The 26,548-nt window shown below is 38.0% G+C and carries 24 protein-coding genes; 19 read left to right on the top strand and 5 right to left on the bottom strand.

Annotation, left to right across the window (positions count from 1 at the left end):
* Positions 1 to 34: 34 nt before the first annotated feature.
* Genes CVS84_RS03895 through rarD (CVS84_RS03885) form a run of 3 tightly spaced genes read right to left on the bottom strand, consistent with a single transcriptional unit; the run spans position 35 to position 2,239 of the window.
* Complete coding sequence (locus CVS84_RS03895; RefSeq protein WP_107691241.1) at positions 35 to 487, bottom strand: aryl-sulfate sulfotransferase; 453 nt, start codon at positions 485 to 487, stop codon at positions 35 to 37.
* The gene (gene rarD / locus CVS84_RS03890; protein ID WP_107691240.1) at positions 480 to 1,367 is read right to left on the bottom strand and encodes an EamA family transporter RarD; all 888 of its coding nucleotides are present in this window, start codon (positions 1,365 to 1,367) and stop codon (positions 480 to 482) included. The genes CVS84_RS03895 and rarD (CVS84_RS03890) overlap by 8 nt, the downstream gene beginning before the upstream one ends.
* Positions 1,355 to 2,239, bottom strand: a complete 885-nt coding sequence (gene rarD, locus CVS84_RS03885; RefSeq protein ID WP_107691239.1) for an EamA family transporter RarD — start codon at positions 2,237 to 2,239, stop codon at positions 1,355 to 1,357. Before rarD (CVS84_RS03885) ends, rarD (CVS84_RS03890) begins: the two co-directional genes overlap by 13 nt.
* A 145-nt stretch (positions 2,240 to 2,384) precedes the next feature.
* Here rarD (CVS84_RS03885) and CVS84_RS03880 point away from each other — a divergent pair, with 145 nt between their 5' ends.
* From CVS84_RS03880 to lpxD, 12 genes are all read left to right on the top strand, one after another.
* Complete coding sequence (locus tag CVS84_RS03880; RefSeq protein ID WP_107691238.1) at positions 2,385 to 3,725, top strand: class II 3-deoxy-7-phosphoheptulonate synthase; 1,341 nt, start codon at positions 2,385 to 2,387, stop codon at positions 3,723 to 3,725.
* Positions 3,726 to 3,749: 24 nt separating this feature from the next.
* The gene (locus CVS84_RS03875; RefSeq protein WP_107691237.1) at positions 3,750 to 4,706 is read left to right on the top strand and encodes an NAD(P)/FAD-dependent oxidoreductase; all 957 of its coding nucleotides are present in this window, start codon (positions 3,750 to 3,752) and stop codon (positions 4,704 to 4,706) included.
* Positions 4,707 to 4,708: 2 nt separating this feature from the next.
* Positions 4,709 to 6,961 (top strand): vesicular transport factor Uso1p, encoded by a 2,253-nt coding sequence (locus CVS84_RS03870; RefSeq protein ID WP_107691236.1) that lies wholly within the window; start codon positions 4,709 to 4,711, stop codon positions 6,959 to 6,961.
* Entirely contained in the window at positions 6,958 to 7,665 is a 708-nt protein-coding gene (locus tag CVS84_RS03865; protein ID WP_107691235.1) for a tRNA1(Val) (adenine(37)-N6)-methyltransferase, read from the top strand. The genes CVS84_RS03870 and CVS84_RS03865 overlap by 4 nt, the downstream gene beginning before the upstream one ends.
* Positions 7,662 to 8,027, top strand: a complete 366-nt coding sequence (locus tag CVS84_RS03860; protein WP_084107877.1) for a YkgJ family cysteine cluster protein — start codon at positions 7,662 to 7,664, stop codon at positions 8,025 to 8,027. Before CVS84_RS03865 ends, CVS84_RS03860 begins: the two co-directional genes overlap by 4 nt.
* The gene (locus CVS84_RS03855; RefSeq protein WP_107691234.1) at positions 8,006 to 9,271 is read left to right on the top strand and encodes a tetratricopeptide repeat protein; all 1,266 of its coding nucleotides are present in this window, start codon (positions 8,006 to 8,008) and stop codon (positions 9,269 to 9,271) included. Before CVS84_RS03860 ends, CVS84_RS03855 begins: the two co-directional genes overlap by 22 nt.
* On the top strand, positions 9,268 to 10,053 hold the full coding sequence (trpC, locus tag CVS84_RS03850) for an indole-3-glycerol phosphate synthase TrpC (protein ID WP_107691233.1): 786 nt from the start codon (positions 9,268 to 9,270) through the stop codon (positions 10,051 to 10,053). The genes CVS84_RS03855 and trpC overlap by 4 nt, the downstream gene beginning before the upstream one ends.
* The gene (locus CVS84_RS03845; protein WP_021091390.1) at positions 10,053 to 10,535 is read left to right on the top strand and encodes an HIT family protein; all 483 of its coding nucleotides are present in this window, start codon (positions 10,053 to 10,055) and stop codon (positions 10,533 to 10,535) included. The genes trpC and CVS84_RS03845 overlap by 1 nt, the downstream gene beginning before the upstream one ends.
* The gene (mnmH, locus tag CVS84_RS03840) at positions 10,522 to 11,529 is read left to right on the top strand and encodes a tRNA 2-selenouridine(34) synthase MnmH (protein WP_107691232.1); all 1,008 of its coding nucleotides are present in this window, start codon (positions 10,522 to 10,524) and stop codon (positions 11,527 to 11,529) included. The genes CVS84_RS03845 and mnmH overlap by 14 nt, the downstream gene beginning before the upstream one ends.
* Positions 11,530 to 11,799: 270 nt before the next feature.
* A complete protein-coding gene (locus tag CVS84_RS03835) occupies positions 11,800 to 13,494 on the top strand; it encodes an acetolactate synthase large subunit (protein ID WP_199906108.1) in 1,695 nt (564 codons plus the stop codon).
* A gap of 5 nt (positions 13,495 to 13,499) precedes the next feature.
* Positions 13,500 to 13,961, top strand: coding sequence for an acetolactate synthase small subunit (gene ilvN / locus CVS84_RS03830; protein ID WP_223154204.1), 462 nt, complete (start codon positions 13,500 to 13,502; stop codon positions 13,959 to 13,961).
* Positions 13,961 to 14,914 (top strand): UDP-3-O-(3-hydroxymyristoyl)glucosamine N-acyltransferase, encoded by a 954-nt coding sequence (gene lpxD / locus CVS84_RS03825; protein ID WP_107691229.1) that lies wholly within the window; start codon positions 13,961 to 13,963, stop codon positions 14,912 to 14,914. The genes ilvN and lpxD overlap by 1 nt, the downstream gene beginning before the upstream one ends.
* Positions 14,915 to 15,062: 148 nt before the next feature.
* On the opposite strand, the gene CVS84_RS03820 is transcribed toward lpxD, so the two are convergent.
* Positions 15,063 to 16,259, bottom strand: coding sequence for an acetate kinase (locus CVS84_RS03820; protein WP_107691228.1), 1,197 nt, complete (start codon positions 16,257 to 16,259; stop codon positions 15,063 to 15,065).
* 1 nt (position 16,260) lies between these two features.
* A complete protein-coding gene (gene pta / locus CVS84_RS03815) occupies positions 16,261 to 17,628 on the bottom strand; it encodes a phosphate acetyltransferase (RefSeq protein WP_107691227.1) in 1,368 nt (455 codons plus the stop codon).
* A gap of 68 nt (positions 17,629 to 17,696) precedes the next feature.
* Here pta and flgH point away from each other — a divergent pair, with 68 nt between their 5' ends.
* From flgH to hypF, 7 genes are all read left to right on the top strand, one after another.
* Entirely contained in the window at positions 17,697 to 18,404 is a 708-nt protein-coding gene (gene flgH / locus CVS84_RS03810; protein WP_107691226.1) for a flagellar basal body L-ring protein FlgH, read from the top strand.
* 345 nt (positions 18,405 to 18,749) lie between these two features.
* Positions 18,750 to 19,895 (top strand): hydrogenase small subunit, encoded by a 1,146-nt coding sequence (locus tag CVS84_RS03805; protein WP_107691225.1) that lies wholly within the window; start codon positions 18,750 to 18,752, stop codon positions 19,893 to 19,895.
* Between the two features lie 9 nt (positions 19,896 to 19,904).
* Entirely contained in the window at positions 19,905 to 21,623 is a 1,719-nt protein-coding gene (locus tag CVS84_RS03800) for a nickel-dependent hydrogenase large subunit (protein WP_107691224.1), read from the top strand.
* Positions 21,624 to 21,632: 9 nt separating this feature from the next.
* Complete coding sequence (gene cybH, locus CVS84_RS03795) at positions 21,633 to 22,313, top strand: Ni/Fe-hydrogenase, b-type cytochrome subunit (RefSeq protein ID WP_084107890.1); 681 nt, start codon at positions 21,633 to 21,635, stop codon at positions 22,311 to 22,313.
* A complete protein-coding gene (locus CVS84_RS03790) occupies positions 22,313 to 22,855 on the top strand; it encodes a HyaD/HybD family hydrogenase maturation endopeptidase (RefSeq protein WP_107691223.1) in 543 nt (180 codons plus the stop codon). Before cybH ends, CVS84_RS03790 begins: the two co-directional genes overlap by 1 nt.
* A complete protein-coding gene (locus CVS84_RS03785) occupies positions 22,852 to 24,324 on the top strand; it encodes a hypothetical protein (RefSeq protein ID WP_107691222.1) in 1,473 nt (490 codons plus the stop codon). Before CVS84_RS03790 ends, CVS84_RS03785 begins: the two co-directional genes overlap by 4 nt.
* Positions 24,308 to 26,524: a carbamoyltransferase HypF gene (hypF, locus tag CVS84_RS03780; RefSeq protein WP_107691221.1), complete on the top strand. Its 2,217-nt coding sequence runs from the start codon at positions 24,308 to 24,310 to the stop codon at positions 26,522 to 26,524. The genes CVS84_RS03785 and hypF overlap by 17 nt, the downstream gene beginning before the upstream one ends.
* Positions 26,525 to 26,548 lie beyond the last annotated feature (24 nt).

Below are 26,548 nucleotides of genomic sequence, written 5' to 3'. Positions count from 1 at the left end.
ATTATTCTATAGCTTACACTTTTTAAGTATCTTTTTACAACTCATCAAATTCTCTTTTGAGTTCGTCTCTTAAGCTTTCGGCTCTATTTTCGCCGTCTTTGAAATTTGCCCTTACAAAGCCATCAAGCTCGTCCAAGATCGCAAAGAGCTCACTCTCCCAGCTTAAATTCTCTTGCTTTGATAAAGTTTCCAGTTTTTCTCTTATTTGCTCTAAGGCATCTAATGCTTTATCTTTATCAGACTCACTATTTAGTGCATCTTCAAATAAAATATCTTGCCTTAAGGTGTTTATCTTTTTAAATATTACGTTGCAAAATTTTGGATATTTCTCAGCATTGCTTAAATTTTCTAAAACCTCTTGCGCAGCCTTTTGATAAGCTGGCACCGCTCCCTCTTCGTCGAGCTTTTTGGTTAGTTTTTGTATCTGAAAATATAAAATAAGCGCCGCAAAAAACGCAAGCAGCAAATAAATCGTTACGCTATTCATTTTTACTCCTTTTTCTAAATTTATCTATGCTAATTATCGCAAGTGCCAGCCAGATCATACAAAACGAGATGACCTTGTAGCCGTCTAAATTTTCGCCGTAAATGAAGACCGCACAAAGGATCGCGATGGTCGGCGAGATGTATTGCAAGTAGCCAATCGTTGTTAAATTTATCCTTGTTGCCGCTGCGTTAAAAGCGACAAGCGGCACGATAGTTACGATGCTTGAAGCAATCATTAAAATCGAGTCTTCGTTTAGTCCAAAGTGGCTTTTGTCTAAAAATGCTATGTAAAGTATGTAAGCAAGTGCAAATGGGAACATAAAAAATGTTTCTATAAAAAGCCCGTTAAATGCGCTAATCTTTGCCATCTTTCTAACTGCTGCGTAAAATCCAAATGAAAGCGGCAAGATAATGGAAACTAATGGCAATCCGCCTTGGGCATAAATTTGTACGCTAATGGCTAAAACGACTATGCAAATGGCTAAAATTCCGCTTTTATTTAGCCTTTCTTTAAAGATGATAACACCAAGGAGCATGCTTATTAGGGGATTTATAAAATAGCCCAGGCTTGTATCTAAAATTTTTCCATTGCTAACCGCATAGACATAAACGCCCCAGTTTGTGGTGATAAATATGCCACTCAAAAATAGGATTTTTAGCGAACGAATATCTTTAAGTAAAGTAAAAATTTCACCCATTTTGCCACTAAAATAAAGCACGCCAGCCATCAAGAAAAACGACCAAATGACCCTATGAGCTAAAATTTCATAAGCATCGACATCTTTGCTAAAGAGGTTAAAATAAACTGCTAAAAATCCCCACATAAAAAACGCACTAAGTGCGAAAGCAACGCCTTTTTGAGCTTCGTTTAGTTTTTGCATTTTTTATCGCTTTTTATGGAATTTATGCTATCAATCATCAAGAGCGTAACCGAAATAGCAAGGCATATCATCAAAAAGTAAGAGCTTTTCTCCAGCCTTTCGCCGATAGCAAAAGAGACAAAAAGCATCATTATAGGCTCAAAATATGTAAGCAAACCTAGTACATTTATCGGCACGAGCGTGCTTGAGAGGATCTGGGCGATGAGGGCTATGCCGCTGATAGCACCAAGCAAGATGAGCAGATAGTAGATGTTTGGATTTTGGCTCATCACGTAGTTCATATCGGCTGTGAGCGCAAAATAAAATGAGAATAAAAACATAAAAATTATCTCTATAACAAAGCTTGAGAAATTTGCAAGGTTGTAGTACTTTCTAATGGCAAAATAGACTGGATAAAGGCAAAAAACTACAGCGCTCTCCCACGAGATGCCGCCGCTTAGTATAGCTGTGCTAAAGACGCCAAGGGCTGCAAAAAATATCGAGGCTAGCTTTGTTTTAGAGAGGTGCTCTTTAAAAAATATCCGTCCAAAAAGGACCATGACTATTGGCATGATGAGGTAGCCGATAGAGACTTTTAGTGCTGATCCGTTGCTTGGAGCCCAGAGATAGAGCCACATCTGAAATGAGACAATGAGCGAGGTAGCTAGTAAAACTAGTAAAATTTTAGGTTTTAGCTTTATTTTTAGAAGTAAAAATTTGAAATTTCGCTGCTGTTTTAACAAAAAAATGGCTGCGATGACAAAAGGCATGGCAAAGATCATGCGGTATCCAACAAGAGCTTGCGTGCTGATGGGGTTCATGAGCACTGACATGTAGTAGATGCAGTTAAACAAAACAGATGCCAAAAGCGAATAAAATATGCCTTTTATCATGAAAAAAATTCTGCTCCTTTTTGGGTAAATTTAAAGTAGCGATTGTAGGCAAAATATCTTTAATAGCCTATTAATGGCTTTTATTTTTTAAGTTTGCCGTGATATAATCAGCGTCTAATTTAAGGCAAAAAAGATAGGAAAATAAATGACTTGGAACCGCGATAGCTGGAGAGAATTTAATATCTTGCAACAACCAAAATACCCAGATTTAAAAGAGCTTAAAGAGGTCGAAGAAAAATTAAAATCGCTTCCTCCTTTGGTCTTTGCTGGCGAGGCTAGAAGTTTAAAAGAAGAACTTGCAAAAGTTTGCAATGGCGAGGCATTTTTGCTTCAAGGTGGCGACTGCGCTGAGAGCTTTACAAATTTTAATGCAAACAACATCAGAGATATGTTTAAGGTTTTACTTCAAATGGCGATAGTTTTAACCTTTGCTGGTGGCTATCCAGTGGTCAAAGTGGGCCGCGTAGCAGGGCAGTTTGCAAAGCCTAGAAGTAGCGATTTTGAAGAGGTAAATGGCGTTAAGCTTCCAAGCTATAGAGGTGACATCATAAATGGCTTTGAATTTGACGAAAAAGCAAGAGTGCCTGATCCAAAACGCATGATCGAGGCGTATTATCAAAGTGCATCTACGATGAACTTACTTAGAGCCTTTTCAAGAGGCGGTTTGGCCGACCTACATCAAGTGCATAAGTGGAATTTAGGCTTTGTTAAAAAGCCAGAGATCGGCGAGAAATACGCAAAACTAGCTGATGAGCTAACAAAGACGCTTTCATTTATGGCAGCTTGTGGCATCACTTCAGCAAATACGCCAGTCATAAATCAAACCGCGGTTTATACATCTCACGAGGCACTTTTACTGCCTTATGAGGAGGCTTTAACTAGAGTTGATAGTCTTAGTGGTGAGTGGTACGACTGCTCGGCTCATATGCTTTGGATAGGTGAAAGAACGCGTGGTATAAATGATGCTCACGTACATTTTTTAAGTGGTGTGAAAAATCCTATCGGTGTAAAGATCGGACCAAGTGCAAAGGCTGAAGATGTCGTCGCACTTGCAAATAAACTAAATCCAGAAAATGAAGCTGGCAGACTAAATGTGATAATCAGAATGGGCGCTGACAAGATAGGCGAAAATTTACCAAAAATTTTAAGAGAGCTAAAGCGAGAAGGGCTAAATATCGTTTATAGCATCGATCCGATGCATGGCAACACTGTAAAAACATCAAATAACTATAAAACCAGAGAATTTGACAATATAATAAGCGAAGTTAGAAGCTTTTTTGAAATTCACAAAGCTGAGGGCACAAGAGCTGGCGGTGTGCATCTTGAGATGACAGGGCAAGACGTGACTGAGTGCACGGGTGGGGCATTAAATATCACTGAAAGCTCGCTTGAGCAAAGATATGAAACACAATGTGATCCAAGGCTAAATGCCGATCAGGCACTTGAACTTGCATTTTTGATGGCTGATCTGGTTAAAAAAGCTTAAAATTTATAAAATTTGGAGAAAAAGATGGTAAATGTTTATGATCTAATTGTTGTTGGTGGCGGACCTTGTGGAATTGCTAGCGTAGTTGAGGCAAAAAGAAATGGCTTAAACAACGTTTTGCTTCTTGAAAAAGGTGATAATCACAGCCAAACGATAAGAAAATTTTATAAAGATAATAAACGCGTAGATAAAGAGTATAAAGGGCAAGATAGCACGATACATGGTGTAGTTTCATTTGAGGATGGCACGAAAGAGAGCACGCTTGATTATTTTGACAAGCTGCTTGATACTGAAAAGATTGAAGCTTTTTTTAACTCTGAAGTAGAGAGTGTGAAAAAAGATGGAGAAATTTTTAAAGTAACTACCTCAAAAGCCGTATATGAAGCTAAAAATGTGATGATATCAATTGGCAAAATGGGACGACCAAATAAGCCTGATTATAAAATCCCACCTTCACTAAACGCGGTTGTAAATTTTAACCTTGATAGCTGTACAAACGGCGAAAAGGTGCTTGTCGTAGGTGGCGGAAACTCAGCAGTTGAGTATGCGATCGAGCTTTGCCAATACAATAAAACCACAATCGCTTATAGAAAAGATAATTTTAGTCGCGTAAATGAGACAAATTTAAGTGCACTTTGGGAGCTAGAAAAGCACGGTAAGATAAAAGTTAGGCTAAATCACGATATAAAAGAGATAGATAACGAATCAGGCAAAGTTAGAGTGCATTACGAAAATGGCAAGATCCGCGTTTATGACAGAGTTGTCTATGCAATAGGCGGCTCAAGTCCGGTTGATTTTTTACAAAAATGTCAGATAAAAATCGATGAAAAAGGCACTCCAATAGTTGATAGTAACTACCAAAGTAGCGTACCAGGACTTTATGTGGGCGGTGACATCGTGCTAAAAAATGGCGGCTCAATAGTCGTTGCGCTAAATCACGCTCATCACGTCATAAAAGATATTTTAAAGGGCAAGGCATAAGCTTGATAAATAAAATTTTACTAGCTATTTTTTGTTTGATAGCTGGCTTTTGTCTATCGTTTTTTAAATCTCCAAAAGAAGATGAGATACCAAAAGATACTAATCAAACGATTTATTCCATAAATTTTGATAATTTGCCAGAAGAAGAGAGACAAAAATACATCAGTAAAGACGATCTTTACGAATATGGCGGATATATAACTCCAAAAAGCTATATCCAAAATTTTACTGAAACGAATGATCAAAATTTATCAAATGATGTAAACGAACTTCAAGAACAAGTTCGTGAGCTAAGTAAAAAAAATAAAATTTTAGCTACTGATAATGTCGATATCAGCGAGAAGAATTTAGACTTTATAAGCAAAATTTCAGAGATGAAAAAAAATATCGAAAATGAAAAAAATGAGATAGTTGAGAAAAACCAAAAGACGCTAGGCGAGCTTGAAGCACAACACTTTGAAAATATACAAACTCTCACAAAACGGTTAAATGAAGCTCAAACTGATATGATTGAGAGCTCAAAAGCCTATGAAAAAAAGATAATAGACCTTGAAAATGCGATAAATGAGGCAAAAAATGGCGATGAAAGTAAGGTAAAAGATATCGAAGCAAATTTTGCTAAATTTAAAGAGGCAGCTGAGGCAAATTACACGGCTTTAAAAGAGCAAAATATAGAGCTAAATACGACACTGGCTCAAAAAGATGCACTAATAAAAGAGTATGAAAATACTCAAAATGAAAAAGATAAAAATGAAAAAAAAGAAATTTTGCTTTTAAAAGAGGAGATCGAGCGAGTAAAAAATGACGCTAAGACACAAAAATTTAGCTATGAAAAAGAGATAAATGCACTAACTGATGGCTTTGAAACGCAAAAGAGTGTTATGGAGGATGAGCTTTCAAAAAAGGCAAATAAGATAATTGATCTTGAGGAGGCTCTTGAGTCAAGCAAGACTGCCTTAAAAGATAGAATTTATGAGCTTGATGAGATAAAGAAAAATTTAAACTCAAAAGATTTGGCAGTTGAAAACTACAATGGTAAAAATTTAGAGCTAAATGCCTCTCTTGCGGCACTTCATAAAAGTTTTAATGATTTAAAAGAAAAAAATCTTAAAAGTGAGCAGGAAAATAAACTCGCAAATGAAAATATAAATTCGCTTAAAAAAGAGCTTGAACGGGTAAATTTGATAAACAAAAAGCTAGAGAAGCAAAATTTAGATGCAAATGCAAGTTTAGGTGAGCTAAATAAAAAACTAAATTTAAGTGAAGAGAGTCTTAAAAATGCACGAGATGAGCTAAAGACGCTTGATACAAAGACAAATAAATTTTTAAAAACTTTATTTGAGCAAAATCAAACTATCTCTTTGCAGACTCAAAAGCTTGGTTTAAATGACAGCGAGTTAAAAAATTTAAGTGCAAAGATAAACTTAAAAGATGAAAAGATAAAAGAGCTAGAAAATAATCTCACTCAAACAAGCCAAATGCTAGCAGCAAAGCAAAGTGAGCTAGAAGCTCAAAAAAGGACGCTAAAGATCGATATGCAAAACTATGAAATTTTGCGTCAGCAAATAAATATTTTACAAAAAAAGATAGCTGATACGTCGGCTCTTTTTGCTGATAGCAATAAAAGTGGTGGTAAAAATTTACTAAGTTTACAAAATGAGCTTGAAAGTGCAAAACATAAGTTAAACGAGAGTAATAAGACGATTGAGAGGTTAAATTCTAAAATAAATGAACTTAGCTCATCTAGCGTAAAAGGAAGTCCAGTAAATGCCAAGATCATCGAACTTCAAAAAGATATCGAGCAAAATTTAAATAGGCAAGATGAACTTGAAAATGAAAATGTGAATTTAAAAAATATCTTGCAAGCGACAACTAAGCCAGAGACGCCAACAAAGCTAGTTTTGATCTCTAGCCTTGAGTGTGATGACATGGATGTAAAAGATAAGGTTAGCGTGATGTGTAAGAATAGAGTGAGCGAATTTTTGCAAAGATTTAACTCAAACTACCTTTATGAGATAATTCCGATCGTTGATAAGAAAAATTTTGTGATTCCGTCAAATGTGGCTCAAAGCATCAAAAAAGACGATCTTGGCAGGCTAAATAACTATGTAAATTATGGCGTTGGTAAAGAGCGCGCAAAGGCAGCAGCCGAGCTTATAAAAGAAGAATTTGGCGATTTTGCAAGGATCAGCTTTAGCTCTGAAGTGATCGTAAAAGATGTCACGCGTGGCTTTATCATCAAGGTTTATAGATGATCTTGGCTCAGCTAAAAAGTGGCTATCGCTACAACAGCGATACGCTGGTACTTTATGATTTTATAAGCTCAAGTTTGAAAAATTTTTCAGGCAGGATTTTAGACGTTGGCGCAGGGTGCGGGATATTAGGACTTTTGCTTAAACGCGACTTTAAAAATTCCAGCCTAAGCTTGCTTGATATCTTGCAAATAAATGGTGAAATTTCTAAATTTAATGCCAGTAAGAACGGCTTGGAGGCAGAAATTATAAATGCTAATTTTGCAGATTTTAAAGATAGTGAGAAATTTGACCTCATCGTATCAAATCCGCCATTTTATCACGAGGGTACGAAACAAAGCGAAGATGAGCATATAAAGGCTAGTAGATACACAAGCTCTTTGGGTATAAAAGACTTTATAAGAGGTATAAGCATAAATTTAAAGCCTCACAAAATGGCGTTTTTTTGCTATGCTCCTGATGATATTGGTGAGATCGCAACGTGTCTAAAAGAGTTTAAGCTAAATTTAGTAAGTATAAAATTTATCCACACAAAGGCTGATAAACCAGCAAATTTGGCTCTATTTGAGGTAAGAAATAATTCAAACTCAAAGTTAAAAATTCTGCCACCTTTAGTGATGAGCGAAAATGGTTCGCATACAAAAGAGGCGATTGAAATTTTTAAAAAAGCTGATACAAACAGCGTTGATTATCAGGAGCTAGCGTGAGAGTGCAAGGCTTTAACTATGAGTTTGATGCGAGTTTTTGCGAGAGCTGTGGCGGCAAGTGTTGCACGGGAGAGAGTGGCTACATCTGGATAAACGAAGAAGAAATTTCAAAATTTTGCACCGCATTTCATATGAGTAAAGATGAGTTTGAAAAGCAGTTTTTAATAAGAGTTGGGCTAAGGTGTAGCATAAAAGAGAAGCCCTATGAAGATGGCTTTGCTTGTGTATTTTTTGATGAAAAAAATAAAAACTGCTCAGTCTATGAGCTAAGGCCACAGCAGTGTAGGACTTTTCCATTTTGGAATTATTTTAAAAAAAATTTAAAGGAGCTAAAAGCAGAATGTATTGGCGTAAAATTTTAGTATTTTTTATGAGCGTATTTTTTAACTCGCAGCTACTTTTGGCTGACGATAATAAAAGTATAAATTTACGTCTAATGCAGGCTTTATTATTTCAAGATAGTGGAGATGTGAATGCTAGCATTCAAGCTTACTCAAACATTTTTAAAGATACAAATCAAAAAGCTTATTTAAAAGAGGCGATCAAACTCGCCTTTGCTACAAAAAATGAAAATTTAGATGCTTTGATAAGTGAAGGCGAAAAAAGCTTAAAAGACGACAGCGATTTTATCCGTATAAAGGTGGCAAATTTAGTAAATCTTTCAAAGCTAAATGAAGCTAAAAGCTTAATGCAAGAGCTTGCTACAAAAGAGCCAAATGCCCAAAATTTACTCATGCTTGGCACTATTTGTATGATGCAAAATGAAACAACGACTGCGCTAAAATACTTTGAAGAGGCATACTCGCTAAAGCAAGAAGAAGAAAATTTGCTCCGTATCGTTGATATTTTGATAAATCGCATGGATAAGATAAAAGACGCTACAAAATATCTTGAAAAATTTAAAGATGAACAAGGTTGCACGCTAAAGACTTGCGAGCTTTTGGCTGAAATTTACTCCCAGCAAAGAAATTTCCCAAAAGTGATCGAACTCTTTGAAGAGCTTTATGAGCTAAATCACGATACTTCTTATCTTGATAAGATCGTGCAGTTTTTTATCTATGATAAAAATTACAAAGCAGCAATTGAAATTTTAAAAAAATATAGCTACAACGATGTGGCACTTATGGATCTTTATGCGGCGACTAGTAATTTCGGTGACGCATACATACTTGCTGTTAAAATTTATAACGATAGCAGGGATTTAAATTTTTTAGCAAAAGCCGCGATTTACGAATACGAGATGAATAAAGATAACTTGAACGAACAAAAAATGGCTGAAATTTTAGATAAATTTGAAGCTAGCGTGCCAAAACTAGAAAATGATATGTTTTTTAACTACTATGGCTACTTGCTGATAGATCATGATATTGACCCTAGAAAGGGTATAGAGCTTGTGCAAAAGGCGCTTGTTATCTCGCCTGAGTCGCCTTATTATGAGGATTCGCTAGCGTGGGGATATTTCAAGCTTGGTGAGTGCAAAAAGGCAAAAAGCATTATGCAGCACGCAATGAAAGATATTGATTTTAGGACTTCAAAAGAGGCAAAAGAGCATTTGCACCTAATAGAGCGCTGTATAATAAATCTAAACAAAAGGCTTAAAAAATGATACTTGATGAGATAATAAAAAAGACTAAAGATGATCTTGAAAAAAGAAAAGCAGACTTCCCTGAGGAGTGGTTTGGTCGCTCGCTCGCGTATAATCCATACGTGCCAAGAGATGTTTTAAATGCACTTAGAGCAAGTCAAAATGAGCCGATAAAAATCATAGCTGAGATCAAAAAAGCAAGCCCAAGTAAGGGCGTGATAAGAGAAGATTTTGAGCCAATAAAAATCGCTCAGGAATACGAGCCATACGCAAATGCCTTTAGTATCTTGACTGAACCACATTGGTTTAAAGGCAACATCGAGTATATCACTCAAGTCCGCCGCTACGCCTCAAGGCCGATCCTTAGAAAAGATTTTATCGTTGATAAGTATCAAATTCTTGAAGCTCTTGTTTATGGGGCAGACTTTATCCTGCTTATAGCCAAGGTGCTAACACAAGGCGAGCTAAAAGAACTTTTAGACTACGCTCATCATTTAGGGCTTGAAGTTTTGGTTGAAACTCATGACGCGAGTGATGTGAAAAAAGCGATCTTTGCAGGAGCAAATATAATAGGTATAAATCACAGAAATTTAGATGATTTTACGATGGATATGAGTCTTTGCGAGAAGCTCATACCGCTTTTACCAAATGGCAAGATAATAGTCGCTGAAAGTGGTCTTTATGAGCATGAACAGCTTAGGCAGCTAAGCAAAATAGGCGTTGATGCTTTCTTGATAGGAGAGCATTTTATGAGACAAGATGATATAAAAAATGCCGTCAAAAAGATAAAGGAGGGCGAGTAATGCAGCACCTTTGTGCCCCTTGGAGAAGCGAATACTTTAGCGCTAAAAAAGATAGCTGTGTTTTTTGTGATGTTATAAACTCAGATGATGATGATAAAAATGGTGTGCTTTTTCGAGCTAAACATTGTTTTGGGATTATGAATTTATATCCGTATTCTCCAGGGCATTTTATGATAATACCAAATCAGCATACCGACAAGATCGAAGAGCTTGATGAGCAGACTTGGTTTGAGATGAGTAAATTTGTAAGGCTTGGAGTTGAAATTTTAAAAAAAGAGCTTTATGCTAATGGCGTAAATATAGGTATGAATTTAGGCAAGGCAGCAGGAGCTGGCATAGCTGAGCACGTGCATTATCACCTTGTGCCAAGGTGGAGCGGAGATACAAATTTTATAACCACTATCTCTGATGTGAGAGTAAATGGCACGCCATTTCATCCACTTTTTGAGAAACTAAAAAAGGCATTTAGTGCCGTTATTTGAGCTTGATGCAGAGCAGTGGCTAGAGAAAAGAAGCTCTTTTGAAATTTTAATAGACGTAAGATCGCCGCATGAATTTTTATATTCACACATAAAAGATGCTATAAATTTATACGCTTTAAATGATGCAGAACATAAAGAGGTAGGCACGCTCTATAAAAGCGATAGATCCCTAGCAAAGAGCCTTGGCGCAAAATATATCTGCAAAAATTTACAAAATATCATTGATGAGGTTTATAAAAGAGCCAAGGTTGGTTCAGCTATTGGCATCTACTGCGCTAAAGGTGGGCTTAGATCAAATTCTGTTGGCTATGTTCTAAGCATGATAGGATATAGAGTTTTTAGGCTTAGTGGTGGCTATAAAGCTTATAGAAATCACGTTTTAGAATTTCTAAATCGACCTTTAAGCACGAAATTTATCACTCTTTTTGGAAATACTGGCTGCTATAAAAGTAAGCTCATAAGGGCTCTAAGTCCGTCAATAGACCTTGAAGCTATAGCAAATCATTTAGGATCTGTCTTTGGGGCGATAAATGGCGCGCAGCCAAGTCAAAAAAGCTTTGAAGATGCGTTATTTGAAAAGCTCATCACGCTAAAAGATGAAATTTGCTTTATTGAGGGTGAGAGCAGAAGGATAGGCTCATTAAGCTTGCCAAAAAGTCTTTATGAGGCAATGCGTAGTGGCATAAATGTCGAAGTGAGCGCAAGTTTAGAAAAAAGAATTTCTTGTATAGTAGATGACTATAAAAGTGTGGATAAGGCCTTTTTTGACGAGTGTATGAAGAAAATTTCACCATTTATCGATAAAAAAGCTAGAGATGAAGCTGTGGCTAAATTTAATAAAAATGACATTACCAAAGTAGCTGAAATTTTACTCACAAAATACTACGATAAAGTCTATAAGAAAAATGAAAATATTAATGTTTTCATAAATTCTGATGACTTTGAAGAGGCCGTTAAAAAGCTAAATGATATAAAAAATGAAGCAAAATTTTAGGCTTATTTTAATTAAAAAATTAAGCCTAAAATTTATACAAATGAGTTTTAGCTCTTAAAATTTTATAGTCTTTGCTCACTTAAATTTATCAATTTTACTAAAAATAATATGTTTAATTTTATGTAAAATATTTTGTATTATTCTTCTAAACTAGATAAAAATTTTTCAAGAAAATCAAAACGATACCTAAAATTCGCTAGAAAGTTAAAATGGATTTAAAATGCTTTGGGATATAATCTGCGATAAATTTATCAAAAGGCTAAAGTGATGATAAAACAGATTTCTGGTTCACAGATGATAAGCGAGGCCTTGCACGAAGAGGGCGTTGAGATAGTTTTTGGCTATCCTGGCGGTGCAGCTTTAAATATCTACGACGAGACATATAAACAAACTTATTTTAAGCACGTTTTGGTTCGCCACGAGCAAGCAGCCGTTCATGCGGCCGATGGATACGCTAGGGTTAGTGGTAAAGTTGGCGTTGCTTTTGTGACAAGTGGCCCTGGCTTTACAAATGCAGTCACTGGCCTTGCCACAGCTTACAGCGATAGCATACCGATCGTGCTTATAAGCGGTCAGGTGCCGACATTTATGATCGGTACGGACGCATTTCAGGAGATCGACGCGGTTGGAATTTCACGCCCATGCGTTAAGCATAACTTTTTAGTTAATAGCGTTGAAGAGCTACCTCGTATCATAAAAGAGGCCTTTTATATCGCAAGATCAGGCCGCCCAGGACCAGTTCATATCGACATTCCAAAAAATATCACATCAAAGCTTGGCGATTTTGTATATCCAAAAGAAATTTCTATTCCAAGTTACAAGCCGACCTATAAAGGCAACTCAAAACAGATAAAAAAGGCAGCAGTTGCGATAAACGAAGCTAAAAGACCACTTCTATACATCGGTGGTGGTGCGATAGCATCTGGAGCTAGCGATATCATCCGCAAATTTATGCAAAAAACAGGCATTCCAGCGGTTGAGACACTGATGGCTCTTGGTGTGCTTGACACAAAAGATAAGCTAAATTTAGGCATGGCTGGTATGCACGGCAGCTATGCTTCAAATATGGCACTTAGCGAGTGCGACCTTCTCATCTCGCTTGGAGCTAGATTTTGTGACAGGATCACCGGCAGGACGGATGAGTTTGCCAAACATGCAAAGATAATCCACATCGATATCGATCCAAGCTCTATCTCAAAGATCATAAATGCTCACTATCCAATCGTTGGCGATCTTACAAACGTGCTAACTGAGCTTTACGAAGAAGTCAATGCAAAGCCTGAAAACTACGCACCTTGGAGAGAAATTTTAGATAGATATTCTAAGTTAAATCCACTTGGCTACACAGATAGTGACAAGGTCTTAAAGCCACAATGGGTCATCGAAGAGACGGCGAAGATAGTAGGAGCTGATGCGATAATCTCAACAGACGTTGGACAGCATCAAATGTGGGTGGCGCAGTTTTATCCGTTTAACCGAGCAAGACAGCTTGTGACAAGTGGTGGACTTGGCACAATGGGATTTGGCCTCCCTGCAGCGATCGGCGCAAAATGTGCAAAACCAGATAATCTTGTTATAAATTTTACAGGCGATGGCTCAATACTTATGAATATCCAAGAGTTGATGACAGCTCATGAGATAAATATGCCTGTTATAAACATCATTTTAAACAACAACTTCCTAGGTATGGTGCGCCAGTGGCAAACATTTTTCTATGAAAAACGCTACTCATCGACTGATCTTAGCTTGCAGCCTGATTTTGTAAAAATCGCTGAAGGATTTGGCGGAGTTGGCTTTGTTTGCAAGAGCAAGGATGAGTTTAAAAAGGCTTTAAAAGAAGCGATCGATAGCAAAAAATCAGCGATGATTGACGTTAGGATCGACCGCTTTGAGGACGTGCTTCCTATGGTTCCAGCAGGGGCTGCGATTTATAATATGATATTAAAGAGCAAGGAAGAAAAATGAGCAGTATAAGAAGAACGATATCAGTTATAGTTTTAAATGAACATGGCGTTTTGGCTAGAATTTCTGGGCTTTTTGCAGGCAGGGGCTACAATATCGACACGCTTACAGTTGCTCCAATACCTGAGAGCAACTTCTCAAGGCTAAGCATCGTAACTAGTGGCGACGAGAGGGTCTTAGAGCAGATCGTAAAGCAGCTTCATAAGCTCATACCAACATATAAAGTCATAGAAAGTGGCGAATTTGTCGAAAAAGAGATGGCTCTTGTGAAAATTCCGCTTGGTGAAAATTTTGCTGGTCTTGAGGCGATACTAAAGTCGTACAATGGCATCGTTACAAATACAAATGAAAACTACATCGTTGTCATGGTGGCTGACGATGCGAGTAGGATTGAGAGCTTTTTAAAATCAATAAAGAAATTTAACCCAGTTGACGTCGTACGCGGCGGATCTGTGATAATGGATATATGATGAAACTAAGTGAAATAGCCTCAAAAGCAAATGCTACTTTTAGCGGAGAAGATATAGAAATTTTTGCTCTAAATTCTTTAAAAAATGCAAATAAAGCTGAGCTAACATATTGTGACGGCGAGAAAAATGCAAAATTTATAAGTACGTCAAACGCTGGAGCTATCTTGGTGACAAAATCGCTTTTAGACTTGGTGCCAGCTGGCATGGTCGCACTTGTGTGTGATAACCCACACCTTGCATTTGCCTTGCTTAGTAAAGATTATGCTAAGCCACTTTTTTGCGAGCCAAAGCCATCAAATATCGCCAAGAGTGCAAAGATAATGCCAAATGTCTACATAGGCTCAAATGTTAGTGTTGGTGAAAATACGATAGTTATGGCTGGAGCATTTTTGGGCGATAATGTGACTATCGGCAAAAACTGCATCATCCACCCAAACGCAGTCATTTATAACGACTGCGTCATCGGTAACGAGTGCCACCTACTAGCAAACTGTGTGATTGGAAGTGATGGTTTTGGCTATGCGCATACAAAAACTGGTGAGCATGTAAAAATTTATCACAATGGCAACGTAGTTTTGGGTGATTATGTCGAGATTGGTGCTTGCACGACGATAGATCGTGGTGTTTTTGAGAGCACGATGATCGCAAACTACACAAAGATAGACAATCTCGTTCAAATAGGTCACAACTGTGAGCTTGGAAATGGCTGCCTAATAGTCTCACAAACTGGCCTTGCTGGCTCAACAGTGCTAGGCAGGAACGTCGTAATGGGCGGGCAAAGCGGCTCAGCTGGTCATGTAAAAGTGGGTGACTTCGCGCAGATCGCTGCACGTGGAGGCGTTAGCAAAGACCTACTTGGTGGCAAAAAATACGCTGGAGCTTATCCGATAATGGAGCTTTCAGATCAGTTTAAACTTCAAGCAAAAATTTTGAGATTTTTTAAGAAAAATTGATTACAAGCTTTTGCGAGCTTAAAATCGCAAAAGCTTTTTATCTAGCAGTATAAAAATAATGCTAATTTTATTTTAAAACGAGTTAGACTTAAAATTTATATGTTAAGTTTGGCAAAATACAAATTAACTATTTTATTTTAGCTTCTATTTATTTGGCTTTGTTCTCTTTTATTACTCTAGCCGTTTCTATCGCGATTTCTAGCTCTTCATTTGTTGGGATGATGAGCGTTTTTATCTTAGCGCCTTCTTCATCTATACACCTCTCGCCTCGCTCGTTTGAGAAATTTAGCTCGTGGTTGATGTGGATGCCAAGATGCTTTAGATCATCACAAATTTTTTGCCTTGTATTTGGTGCATTTTCGCCGATGCCGCCAGTAAATATGAGTGCATCAACATGCCCTAAAATGGCGTAGTATGAGCCGATATACTTTTTTACTCGGTAGCAAAACATCTCAAATGCAAGCTTTGCGCGCTCGTCGTCTTGCATCCTAGCTACGACCTCTCTCATGTCACTTGAGCCACAAATTCCAAAAAGTCCGCTTTTTTTGTTTAAAAAGTTATCGATCTCGTTCCACTTTAAAACACCGATATTTAGCAAGTAAATGACCACAGCTGGGTCCATATCGCCACTTCTTGTACCCATTATGAGCCCTTCAAGTGGGCTAAGCCCCATCGAGGTATCGATACTTTTGCCATTTTGTACTGCACAGGCTGAGGCGCCGTTACCTAGATGAAGTGAGATAGCGTTAAATTTATCAAATTCTATGCCAAGCATTTTGGCCGCTTGCTTGCAAACATATCTATGTGATGTGCCGTGAAAGCCATATTTTCTGATGTGATGAGTCTTGCAAACGTCATAAGGTAGAGCGTAGCGGTAAGCGTGCTCTGGCATGCTTTGATGAAATACCGTGTCAAAAACGACCACGTGAGGCACATTTTTGCTCTCTTTCATCGCATTTTTGATGCCAGCAAGGTGCCCTGGGTTGTGAAGAGGGGCAAGTGGGCTTATCTCCTCGATCTTTTTAATAACGCTCTCATCAACGATCATCGAGCTAAAAAAACTCTCTCCGCCGTGTACTATCCTGTGTCCGATACCATCAAGCTCGCTTAGATCGTGCAGAGTGTGTGAAGTAACAAAGAGCTCGTTCATCGCCTCAAGTCCGTCATGGTGGTCTTTTATGAAGCGTTTTATCTCGTAGGTTTTGCCATTTGCTTTTAGTACCGCTCTTGAGCTGGAGCTACCGATTTGCTCGACCAGACCGCTTGCTAGGCTCGTTTTGGTATCCATTGCAAAAAGTTGAAATTTTATCGAACTACTACCTGAGTTTAAAACCAAAATTTTCATATTATTCTCCTGCTTGTATAGCGCTGATTAAGATAGTATTTACCACGTCTTCAACGAGGCAACCGCGGCTTAGGTCATTAACTGGCTTTTTTAATCCTTGAAGTATTGGACCCACAGCTAGAGCGTTTGCGCTTCGCTGAACTGCTTTATAACAGATATTTCCGCAGTTTAAATTTGGAAAGATAAAGACATTTGCATGCCCAGCAACCTCTGAGTTTGGCATCTTTTTACTAGCCACGCTTAGATCAACTGCTGCATCAAACTGAATGGGCGCTGCGATCTTTAAATTTGCATCAAGCTCGCTCGCCTTTTTGGCAGCTTCTTTTACAAACTCCACATCAGCCCCACTTCCACTCTCAGCTGTAGAGTAGCTCAGCATAGCGATCTTTGGGCTAAGGCCAAATGCACTTGCCGTTTGAGCGCTACTTAGCGTGATGCTAGCAAGCTCATCTGCGTTTGGATTTGGCGTGACAGCACAGTCTGCAAAGAGTAAAATTTCTTCTTCAAGTGCCATGAAAAATGCCCCGCTTACCACACTTACATTTGGCTTTGTCTTTATGATCTGTAAAGCTGGACGGATCGTATCGGCCGTGCTCATAGTAGCGCCACTTACTAGTGCGTCTGCCAAGCCTTCATGAATTAGCATTGTGGCAAAGTAAATTTTATCTTTTGCAAGCACATTTGCCTTGGCTTCATCAACGCCTTTATGCTTTCTAAGCTCATAAATTTTCTTTGTAAATTCATCTGTCAGCTCGTTTTGCGCTGGATTGATCACTTTGGCTTTGCTCAAATTTAGCCCAAAAGCAGCTGCCTTTTTTGAAATTTCGCTCTCAAGTCCTAGTAAGATGATATTTGCCGCATCTTTTTCTAGTACGATGTGAGCTGCTTTTAATATCCTCTCATCATCGCTTTCTGGCAAAATAACGGTCTTATTTGCCATTTTAGCTCTTTTTAGAAGCAAACTTTGAAATTTAAAAGGAGTGACGATCTGGGCTTGATAGTTTAAAATTTCATCTATCTTATCGGTGATTAGAAGCTTTGAGTTTGGATTTAGCGCCCTTAGCTCGGTTGCATTTTCGTCAAAAATTGGCGTATTTAAATTTCTTGCTAGCTTTAAATTTAGCTCACTTTTACCAAAGACACTAAAGCTCTCACAGCCAAGAACTATAACAAAGTCGCTTTTGGCCTTTAGCTCTTCAAATTTGTCTATAAATTTAAGAAAAAACTCTTTTTCATTTGAGCTTATTAAGTTATTTTTATCGTTTTCATCTGGGATTATTTTAAAAATCTCAACTTTTTTGAATTTTGTAGCTATAATTTCTTGCAGATGTGCTAAATTTTTGTCTGTAAAAACGTAACAACTTTTCATTTGCGACCTTTTTAGGAACTTAAATTGCTTAATTCTAGCACAAAGATACTTATTTTAAGGCATTTTTTATGAACCATAAAACGATTTGGCTCGTCTTATCTGCGGGCATTATTTGCACTGGCTGCACACCAAGCGCTGATCCTCATATCAATATGAAACCCCCAGTTTATGTCGAGCAACTCCCTTCAAAAGATAGTGGAACCGGACAAAGCAACGCTGGCAGCCTCTTTGGAAAGGGCGAAAATCCTCTTTTTTCAGATAGAAAAGCGATGAATGTAAATGATATCGTGACTATCGTTATCTCAGAAAATGCAAGCCAAACTTCAACTGGTAGCAAAAGTACCAACAAAGATAGCACCGTTTCGCTTGGCGGAGGTGTATTTACGGCTGGAGCCGCTCCACTTTCAAATATAGCTGATAATCTAAACAAATATGGCGACATCGGCTTTAAAGCAGGCGGTGGCAATAAATTTACAGGAAGTGGCACGAGCAACAGAAGCGAGAAATTTACCGCAACCATTTCAGCTAGGATCATAAAAATACTAAATAACGGCAATTACTTTATCGAGGGTAGCCGCGAGCTACTTATAAACGGCGAAAAACAGATCATGCAAGTAAGCGGCGTTATCAGACCTTACGACATCTCACAAAACAACGAAATCGACTCAAAATATATAGCTGACGCTAAAATTTTATATAAAACAGAGGGTGAGCTAGACAAATCTACCAAAAAACCTTGGGGCACAAGGCTTATGGAAGCTATCTGGCCATTTTAATGCAACTTTAAAAGCCTAAATTTCATCCATTTGGGCTTTTAAAAATTTTTATCTCAAAAATTTCTCTCGCCTTAAATATGCTAAATTTTTAAAAATCATTAAAAATTATAGTTGATATTTACTTTCAGAATAATATGCTTAAAATATTGAAGATTCATCAAAATAAAATAAAATTTCTCAAAATATTATTTTTTATATTTTGAAAATATATCGTGAAAAAAGGGATTTTAAATTTTTTAGTTAAAATTTATTTAATTACAAATATTAATTTTATAAAATAATTTTTTACTTCTTTAAACAAAGATATTATTAACAAAAGTAAAATTTTCAAGCAAAGGAGCTTATATGAATAATGACTTGCGTCAAAAGATAGATAGACGCTTAAGTGAGCTTAGTGCGTTGCCTAAGATAAAAAGCGACTCGAGTATTGCGCAGCTTTTAAAAGAAAAGGGCTTTACGAGGCGTGATTTTATGAAGTGGGCTGGTGCGATGACAGCTTTTATGGCTCTACCAAGTGCTATGACACCGATGGTTGCTCGTGCTGCTGAGCTTAGCGATAGGCTTCCTGTGATATGGCTTCATATGGCAGAATGCACAGGCTGTAGCGAGAGCTTACTAAGAACCGATGCTCCAAGCATAGATAGTCTTATATTTGACTACATAAGCCTTGAATATCACGAAACTATCATGGCAGCTTCTGGTTGGCAGGCTGAAGAAAATTTAGAGAGCGCGATCGAAAAATACAAAGGTAGATACATCCTGCTAGTTGAGGGCGGTATCCCAACTGGTGCGACTGAAAATTTCTTAACAGTTGGACCTCATGGCACAACAGGTAAAACTCATGCCGTAAATGCTTCAAAAGACGCAGCTGCTATCTTTGCGATCGGTACCTGTTCTAGCTTTGGTGGCATTCAAGCTGCAAGGCCAAATCCATCAAATTCAGTGGGACTTTCAAAGGTCACTGATAAGCCAGTTATTAATGTTGCGGGCTGTCCACCAAGTGAGAAAAATATCGTTGGCAACGTGCTTCATTTCTTGCTTTTTGGCACACTTCCAGCACTTGATGTTTACAATAGACCAAAATGGGCTTATGGCTTAAGAATTCACGATCTTTGCGAAAGACGTGGTCACTTTGACGCTGGCGAGTTTGTCCAAAACTTCGGTGATGAAGGCGCAAAAAATGGCTACTGCTTATATAAAGTAGGTTGCAAAGGTCCATATACATTTAATAACTGCTCACGCGAGAGATTTAACCAGCACACATCATGGCCAGTTCAAGCGGGACACGGCTGTATAGGCTGCTCAGAGCCAGACTTCTGGGATACGATGGGACCATTTGAAGAGCCTATGGCAGACAGACTCTTTGATACTGTTTTAGGTCTTGGAGCTGATAATGTAAGCGATAAAGTTGGCATTGGAATTTTAGCTCTTACAGGCATTGGCATAGCAGCTCACGCTGTTATAGCTTCTATGAGTAAAGATAAAGAATAAGGCGAAAAAATGAGTGAAAAAAGAATAGTAATAGACCCTATAACACGTATCGAGGGACACTTAAGAATAGAAGTTGTCGTAGATGAAAATAATGTCGTAAAAGAGGCGTATTCTGGCTCAACTCTTTGGCGTGGCTTAGAGCAGATCGTAAAAGGCAGAGATCCAAGAGATGCTGGCTTTTTTATGCAAAGAATTTGTGGCGTTTGTACATACTCACACTACCGAGCAGGCATTATTGCAGTTGAAAATGCCCTTGGCATCAAGCCTCCATTAAATGCTGAGCTAACTAGAACGCTGATGAACGCAGCTTTATATCTTCACGATCACATCGTGCATTTTTATCAGCTTCATGGCATGGATTGGGCGGACGTCGTCTCTGCACTAAGTGCAGATGTGCATAAAGCTAGCGAAGAGGCGTTTAAATATACTGATCTGCCATTTGCCACGGGAGCTGACAAGCTAAAAGATGTAAAAGAGAGGGTTGAAGCATTTGTTAAAAAGGGCAACCTTGGACCATTTGCCAACGCATACTGGGGACATAGCACATATAAATTTACGCCAGAGCAAAATTTGATCGTTCTCTCTCACTACTTAGAGTGTTTAAGAATCCAAAGAACTGCAGCTCAGATGATGGCTATCTTTGGCGCGAAAAACCCACATCCACAAAGCTTAACAGTTGGTGGCGTGACCTGCGTAATGGACCTTATGGATCCAGCTAGAATGGGCGAATATATGAGCAAATTTGCCGAGATCAAAGAATTTGTTGATAGAGCTTACTATCCAGATATCTTGATGGCAGCTAAAGCTTATGGTAATGAGCCAAGCGTTCTAAACGACGTTGGTGTGGCAAATTTACTCTGCTACGATGAGTTTTTGATTGGTAAAAATGATCATCTATTTAAAGGTGGCTATATCTTAAATGGCGATCTTAACAAGGTTTATGATATCGATGAAAATAAAATCACTGAAGAGGCTACTAGGTCTTGGTATAAAAACGACAAAGCGCTCCACCCATACGACGGCGAGACAGAGGCAAACTACACAGGTCTTATTGACGGCGAGAGCATAGACGCCGAGGGCAAACTAGCTCACAGCAAGCTTTTTGACACAAAGGGTAAATATAGCTGGATCAAAGCACCAAGATATGATGGCTTGCCTATGCAAGTGGGTCCAATAGCAAGTATCGTTATAAACTACGCTAGAGGCAACGAGAGAGTTAAAAAAGTAGTTGATGAATTTTTAGCAAAGAGCGGCTTACCGCTAAGCGCAGTTTTCTCAACTCTAGGCAGAACCGCTACTCGTATGCTTGAGGCAAAAGTAGTAGCAGAGCACACAATGGACGCATTTAATGCCTTGGTAGAAAATTTAAAATCAGATCAAGAGACTTGCGCAAAATATGTAATCGATAACAAAAAAGAGTACAAAGGAAATTTTCAAGGCAATGCTCCAAGAGGTGCGCTTAGCCACTGGTGCCGCATAAAAGATGGTGTTATCACAAACTGGCAAGCAGTCGTGCCAAGCACATGGAACGCCTCTCCAAAAGACTCACAAAATCAAATGGGAAGCTACGAAGCGTGCTTAGTTGGTTTAAAGATCGCTGATCTTTCAAAGCCACTTGAGATAATACGAAAAATTCACTCTTATGATCCTTGCATCGCATGCGCTGTGCATGTTATGGATACAAAGGGAAATGATTTGAGTACTTATAAGATAAATCCAAATTTGTAAGGAGAGAATATGTCACATAAAAATGCTGACAGGATCAGCGAATACGAATTCTCCATCGGCGTTAGGCTGACACACTGGATTAGATTTGCAGCGATCACACTTTTAGTTGTGAGTGGCTACTATATCTCATACGTTTTTGTGAGTCCAGAGATCACGAGCGAGCCTACAAATTTTATGCAAGCAAAGTGGCGTATGGCTCACCAGATCGCTGGTTTTGTGCTAATAGCGGCGTTTATCTTTAAATTTTATCTATTTGTCTTTGATAAACATAGCAAAAAAGAGTGGATGAGTGTGGTTGATTTTCTAAATCCAAAAATTTGGATCGCACAGATCAAATACTATCTTTTTATGGGGCCACATCCGCATTTAAGGGGCGTTTATAATCCTTTGCAGTTTGCCTCATACTTTTTCTTTTATCTTGTTTTGACTCTTATTTGCCTAAGCGGTCTTGTGCTTTATGTTCATGTTTATCATGAGGGACTTGGCGGAGCGCTTTATGAGCCAGCTAGGTTTTTTGAAGAGCTTATGGGCGGACTAGCAAATGTCAGAACGATACATAGAATTTGTATGTGGGTCATTATGATTTTTGTACCTATTCATGTTTATATGGCAGTATTTAACGCTGTTAAAGGCAAAAATGGAGCGATGGACGCTATCGTTAGTGGCTATAAATTTGTAAAAGAACACTGATGAGAGCGCTAGTTCTTGGTATCGGCAACGTGATGTTTGCCGATGAGGGCATAGGTGCTCATTTTGTAAATTTGATGGCCAAAAACTACAAATTTACAAGTTCTAAAAACGAGCTTACTCTAATGGACGGGGGCACTTTAGCCCTCGCCCTAACTCACATAATAAGCGAATTTGACTATCTTATCGTCGTTGATTGCATTAGCGCAAATGGCGCAAGCGTGGGCGATGTTTATTTTTTCGACTTTCTAAATGTACCAAATTTTATCAGCTGGGACGGCTCGGCTCACGAGATAGAGATGCTCCAGACCCTTCATCTAATGGAGCTTGCGGGCGATAGACCTACGACCAAAATTTTAGGCATCGTGCCTAGCCGCATAGAATCATCAAATTTTAGCCTCTCAGATGAGGTTATAAACGCTTCTAATATTTTAGAAAAAACGCTGCTTTATCACTTAAAAGAGCTTGATTTTAAGTGTGAAAAGGTGGCAAATTTTACCCTAAATGATATCGTTGATGAATACGCTAAAAAAGGTTTAAAATGATACTTGCTTTTAAATTTACTTGCCACAAGGACGCTTCGTTTCTGGTGCCATTTTTACGCTTGCTTGCTGGTGATCTATTTCATAGTCTAAAGTGCAAAGATGATGAAATTTGTCTAAAGGTAAGTGGCAATACCAGCGAGCTTGAGAGCGTGGCAAATAAAGCAAGTGTGCTCTTGCCATTTAGTCTTTTTATAAAGCACAGTGAGGTCTTGGCTGCAAGTGAGCTTGATGAAGATAGCAAGATAAATAAGATAAAATTTGGTGGTCTAACTCCGACTCAAGCGAGCACATTTTTGGCTAGCGAAAAGGCTATCTTAAATGAAAGTGGCGTGCTATGTGAGAGTAAATTTGAAGGCGAGATAACGCTTGATAATTTTAATGAAAAGCTAAAAACCTGCCTAAATTTACTGCAAAATGGCAAGAGCGTTTGCATAGAGCAGGACGAAAATTTATATGAAATTTCTCTTGGGGCAAATTTTGACACAAATTTTTTGATGCCTGTAAATTTAAAGCAGCTACCAAAAATTTTTATCGCTGATGATAGAGTTTTGACATTTCTGGCTAGTTTTGAAAAGCCACTTTTAGCACTAAAGACGACAACCATTTATAGACAAAATCACGAGGACACGCCACTATTTTTTGACGTGATGGCACCAAACGATCTTTTTCTTTACGCCGTTTGCGAACAGCTAAATAAAGAAAATTTTGGCTTTTTAAGCGTTAGTGTAAAAGAGCAAAAAAATGCTCTTTCAAGGCTAGTGTTACTCGAAAATAGCGCACTTTTAAGCCCATTTTTCTATGCAAAAAACGAGGAATTTGAGCTTAGTAATTTTAGCGATATAGCTTTGAGCCTAAAATTTAGCAAATTTAGCGATGATGAAATTTGCCTGCTTTCAAAGACGAGCAAAACCCAGCTTCTCTTTTTACCTAAATTTAGTAGCTTTGAAGAAATTTATGAGTTTATAAGAGCCCAGGAAGGTGGTGAAAGGCTACTTGAAAATTTCAGCAAAGAACATACTTTACCGAGCGGTAAATTTAGCTCAAATGCTAGCTTTTTCTCGCTATTTTGCATAGCTGGACGCTTACTTGGCTTAAGCGATGACTTTAAAAAAGCAGGGGAGAAATTGCTATTAATGGCAGCTGATTTTAGCGGTAAAAAGGGCGTTAGGATTGATTATAAGATGAAAGATGACTTTGGTTTAGACGGGGTTAAGTTTGTAAAAAGTATTATTTCATTTATCCTTGCTGGCGCTGGAGAGAAGAATATCAGCTTTGGTTGCACTGAGTCTTTGGCGCACTTTTTGAGCGATTTTAGTTATGAAAAACGAGATAAATTTAACATTAAAAATGTTACTTTAAGCGGGGATTTATTTTATAATAAAGTAGTTAGCAACTTGATAAAAAAGCACCTAAACCCAAATATAAAAACAGATTTTGATCCCGGATTTGGCATTGAGATCAAGCTTTAGATATGAGATCAAAGGCTTAGTTCAAGGTGTGGGCTTTAGACCTTTTGTCTATACTTTAGCGGATAAACTTAAGCTTGTTGGCGAAATTTACAACGACGACGAGGGCGTAAAGCTAAATTTTAGTGGCGATGAGGCTAGTTTTTTGGCTTTTGAAAAGGAGCTCTATGAGAAGCTACCAGCCCTTGCTAGGATCGATGAGCTTAGTAAATTTAAGATAGATCAAATTTATGAAAAACTTGAGATCATCGCCTCAAAATCAGCGACCAAACAAGCGCCTATCTTGCCTGATTACGCACTTTGCGATGACTGTTTGCGCGAGTTTTATGACCCAGCAAATCCACGCTACAAGTATCCGTTTATAAACTGCACCAACTGCGGACCGAGATTTTCCATCATCAAAGCCTTGCCATACGACAGGGTAAATACGACAATGAACGAGTTTCAAATGTGTGAATTTTGCGGTGGCGAGTATAAAGACCCGCTTAATCGTCGCTACCACGCAGAGCCTATCTCTTGCCCAAACTGCGGGCCAAAGCTATATCTAAAAGATAAATTTGGCAAAGTCTTGGCTAGTGGGAACGAAGCAGCCAAAGAGGCGGCTAAGCTCATAAACGAGGGTAAAATTTTAGCCATTAAAGGGCTTGGTGGCTTTCATTTGGTTTGTGACGCGACAAATGAAGCCGCAGTTTGCGAGCTAAGAGCTAGAAAACACCGCCCAAGCAAGCCTTTTGCACTGATGAGTAAAAATTTAGAAAACGCTAGAAAAATAGCAAAAATTTCAGAGGCAGAGGCCGAGCTTCTTAGCTCAAATTTAAAGCCAATCGTCTTACTTGAAGCAAAAAGTGGCTCAAATATCGCAAAAAGTGTCGCTCCAAATTTAAACAAGCTTGGCGTCATGCTTGCATTTAGCGGCATACATCTTTTGCTTTTTGAGTATCTCAAGCACGACATCATCGCAACTAGCGCAAATATCTCAGGCGAAGTTGTGATAAAAGATGAGAGCGAACTAAGAGAAAAGCTAGGTGATGTCATAGACTTTTACCTTGATCACGACCGAGAAATTTACTCACCGAGTGACGATAGTATCGCATTTTGCGTTGATGATGAGACAATTTTCACAAGAACGAGCCGTGGCTTAAATCCAAATTTTATCCATACAAATTTTAAGCAAAAAGGGACATTTTTAGCCCTTGGAGCGGAGCTAAAAAGCTCATTTTGTATCTACAAAGACGGCCTTTTAATGGTTAGCCCATATATAGGAGATCTTAAAAATGTGGCGACTTTTGATAGGTTTAAAGACATTTTTAGACTCTTTGAAACGACTTATGATCTAAAAATCGACAAGGTCATAGCCGATCTGCATCCAAATTTTTTAAATACAAAATGGGCAAAGGATCAGGGCTTTGAGCTAGTTTATTTGCAGCACCACTACGCACATCTACTAAGCGTAATATTTGAAAACGATCTAGCAGATAAAAAGTACATTGGCTTTTGTTTTGACGGCACTGGATACGGGGAAGATGGCAAAATTTGGGGTGGCGAGGTCTTTAGGCTAGATAAAAAGAATTACGAGCGAGTTTATCATTTTGATGAATTTAGCCTATTTGGGGGCGAAAACAGCATCAAAAATATTTATCTAATCGCATATTCTATTATTTTAAAATACTCTCTTGAGGACGAAGCTGGTAAATTTTTAGTAAATTTTGATGAAAAAATACTTCATAATTTTAAAAAAATGGAGCAAAAGGGGCTAAATTTGGTTCGCACCAGCTCGCTTGGTAGGATATTTGACGCATTTGGTGCTATTATCTGTGGTTTTTTTCACTCAAGCTTTGAGGGTGAGAGTGGTATGAGACTTGAAGCACTTTATGATAAAAATTTGGATGTGTGTTATAAATTTAGTCTAAATGATGGAGTTATCGGCTTTAAAGAAGCCTTTAAAAATGCCTTAAAAGATGAGCCAAGAGTGGCTGCAACGGCATTTATAAATGGTATAGCTGATATTATTTTTGAAATTTCTAAAAATGAGAAAAAGGAGATTTTATTAAGTGGCGGAGTTTTTCAAAATAAGACTTTACTTGATATCATTTACAAAAAATTTACTAAAGTAAATTTGAAATTTCATATCAATAAAAAATTCTGTAGCAACGATTCTAACGTAAATTTAGGGCAAATTTATTATTATTTATCCACATTTTAAAATAACTGATGTATAATGATTGTA

It is taken from the genome of Campylobacter concisus (assembly GCF_003048575.1).
Taxonomy (GTDB): Bacteria; Campylobacterota; Campylobacteria; order Campylobacterales; family Campylobacteraceae; genus Campylobacter_A; species Campylobacter_A concisus_U.
This window is presented reverse-complemented; position numbering and strand designations above follow the sequence as displayed.

Bases quoted from the DNA above. Each gene is read 5' to 3' on its own strand.
- CVS84_RS03820 (WP_107691228.1), bottom strand. From the start codon at position 16,259: ATGAAAATTTTGGTTTTAAACTCAGGTAGTAGTTCGATAAAATTTCAA.
- trpC (WP_107691233.1), top strand. From the start codon at position 9,268: ATGATACTTGATGAGATAATAAAAAAGACTAAAGATGATCTTGAAAAA.
- rarD (WP_107691239.1), bottom strand. From the start codon at position 2,239: ATGATAAAAGGCATATTTTATTCGCTTTTGGCATCTGTTTTGTTTAAC.
- CVS84_RS03800 (WP_107691224.1), top strand. From the start codon at position 19,905: ATGAGTGAAAAAAGAATAGTAATAGACCCTATAACACGTATCGAGGGA.
- CVS84_RS03805 (WP_107691225.1), top strand. From the start codon at position 18,750: ATGAATAATGACTTGCGTCAAAAGATAGATAGACGCTTAAGTGAGCTT.
- CVS84_RS03845 (WP_021091390.1), top strand. From the start codon at position 10,053: ATGCAGCACCTTTGTGCCCCTTGGAGAAGCGAATACTTTAGCGCTAAA.
- cybH (WP_084107890.1), top strand. From the start codon at position 21,633: ATGTCACATAAAAATGCTGACAGGATCAGCGAATACGAATTCTCCATC.
- lpxD (WP_107691229.1), top strand. From the start codon at position 13,961: ATGAAACTAAGTGAAATAGCCTCAAAAGCAAATGCTACTTTTAGCGGA.
- CVS84_RS03895 (WP_107691241.1), bottom strand. From the start codon at position 487: ATGAATAGCGTAACGATTTATTTGCTGCTTGCGTTTTTTGCGGCGCTT.
- CVS84_RS03865 (WP_107691235.1), top strand. From the start codon at position 6,958: ATGATCTTGGCTCAGCTAAAAAGTGGCTATCGCTACAACAGCGATACG.
- CVS84_RS03785 (WP_107691222.1), top strand. From the start codon at position 22,852: ATGATACTTGCTTTTAAATTTACTTGCCACAAGGACGCTTCGTTTCTG.
- flgH (WP_107691226.1), top strand. From the start codon at position 17,697: ATGAACCATAAAACGATTTGGCTCGTCTTATCTGCGGGCATTATTTGC.
- rarD (WP_107691240.1), bottom strand. From the start codon at position 1,367: ATGCAAAAACTAAACGAAGCTCAAAAAGGCGTTGCTTTCGCACTTAGT.
- CVS84_RS03880 (WP_107691238.1), top strand. From the start codon at position 2,385: ATGACTTGGAACCGCGATAGCTGGAGAGAATTTAATATCTTGCAACAA.
- CVS84_RS03790 (WP_107691223.1), top strand. From the start codon at position 22,313: ATGAGAGCGCTAGTTCTTGGTATCGGCAACGTGATGTTTGCCGATGAG.
- CVS84_RS03855 (WP_107691234.1), top strand. From the start codon at position 8,006: ATGTATTGGCGTAAAATTTTAGTATTTTTTATGAGCGTATTTTTTAAC.
- pta (WP_107691227.1), bottom strand. From the start codon at position 17,628: ATGAAAAGTTGTTACGTTTTTACAGACAAAAATTTAGCACATCTGCAA.
- CVS84_RS03875 (WP_107691237.1), top strand. From the start codon at position 3,750: ATGGTAAATGTTTATGATCTAATTGTTGTTGGTGGCGGACCTTGTGGA.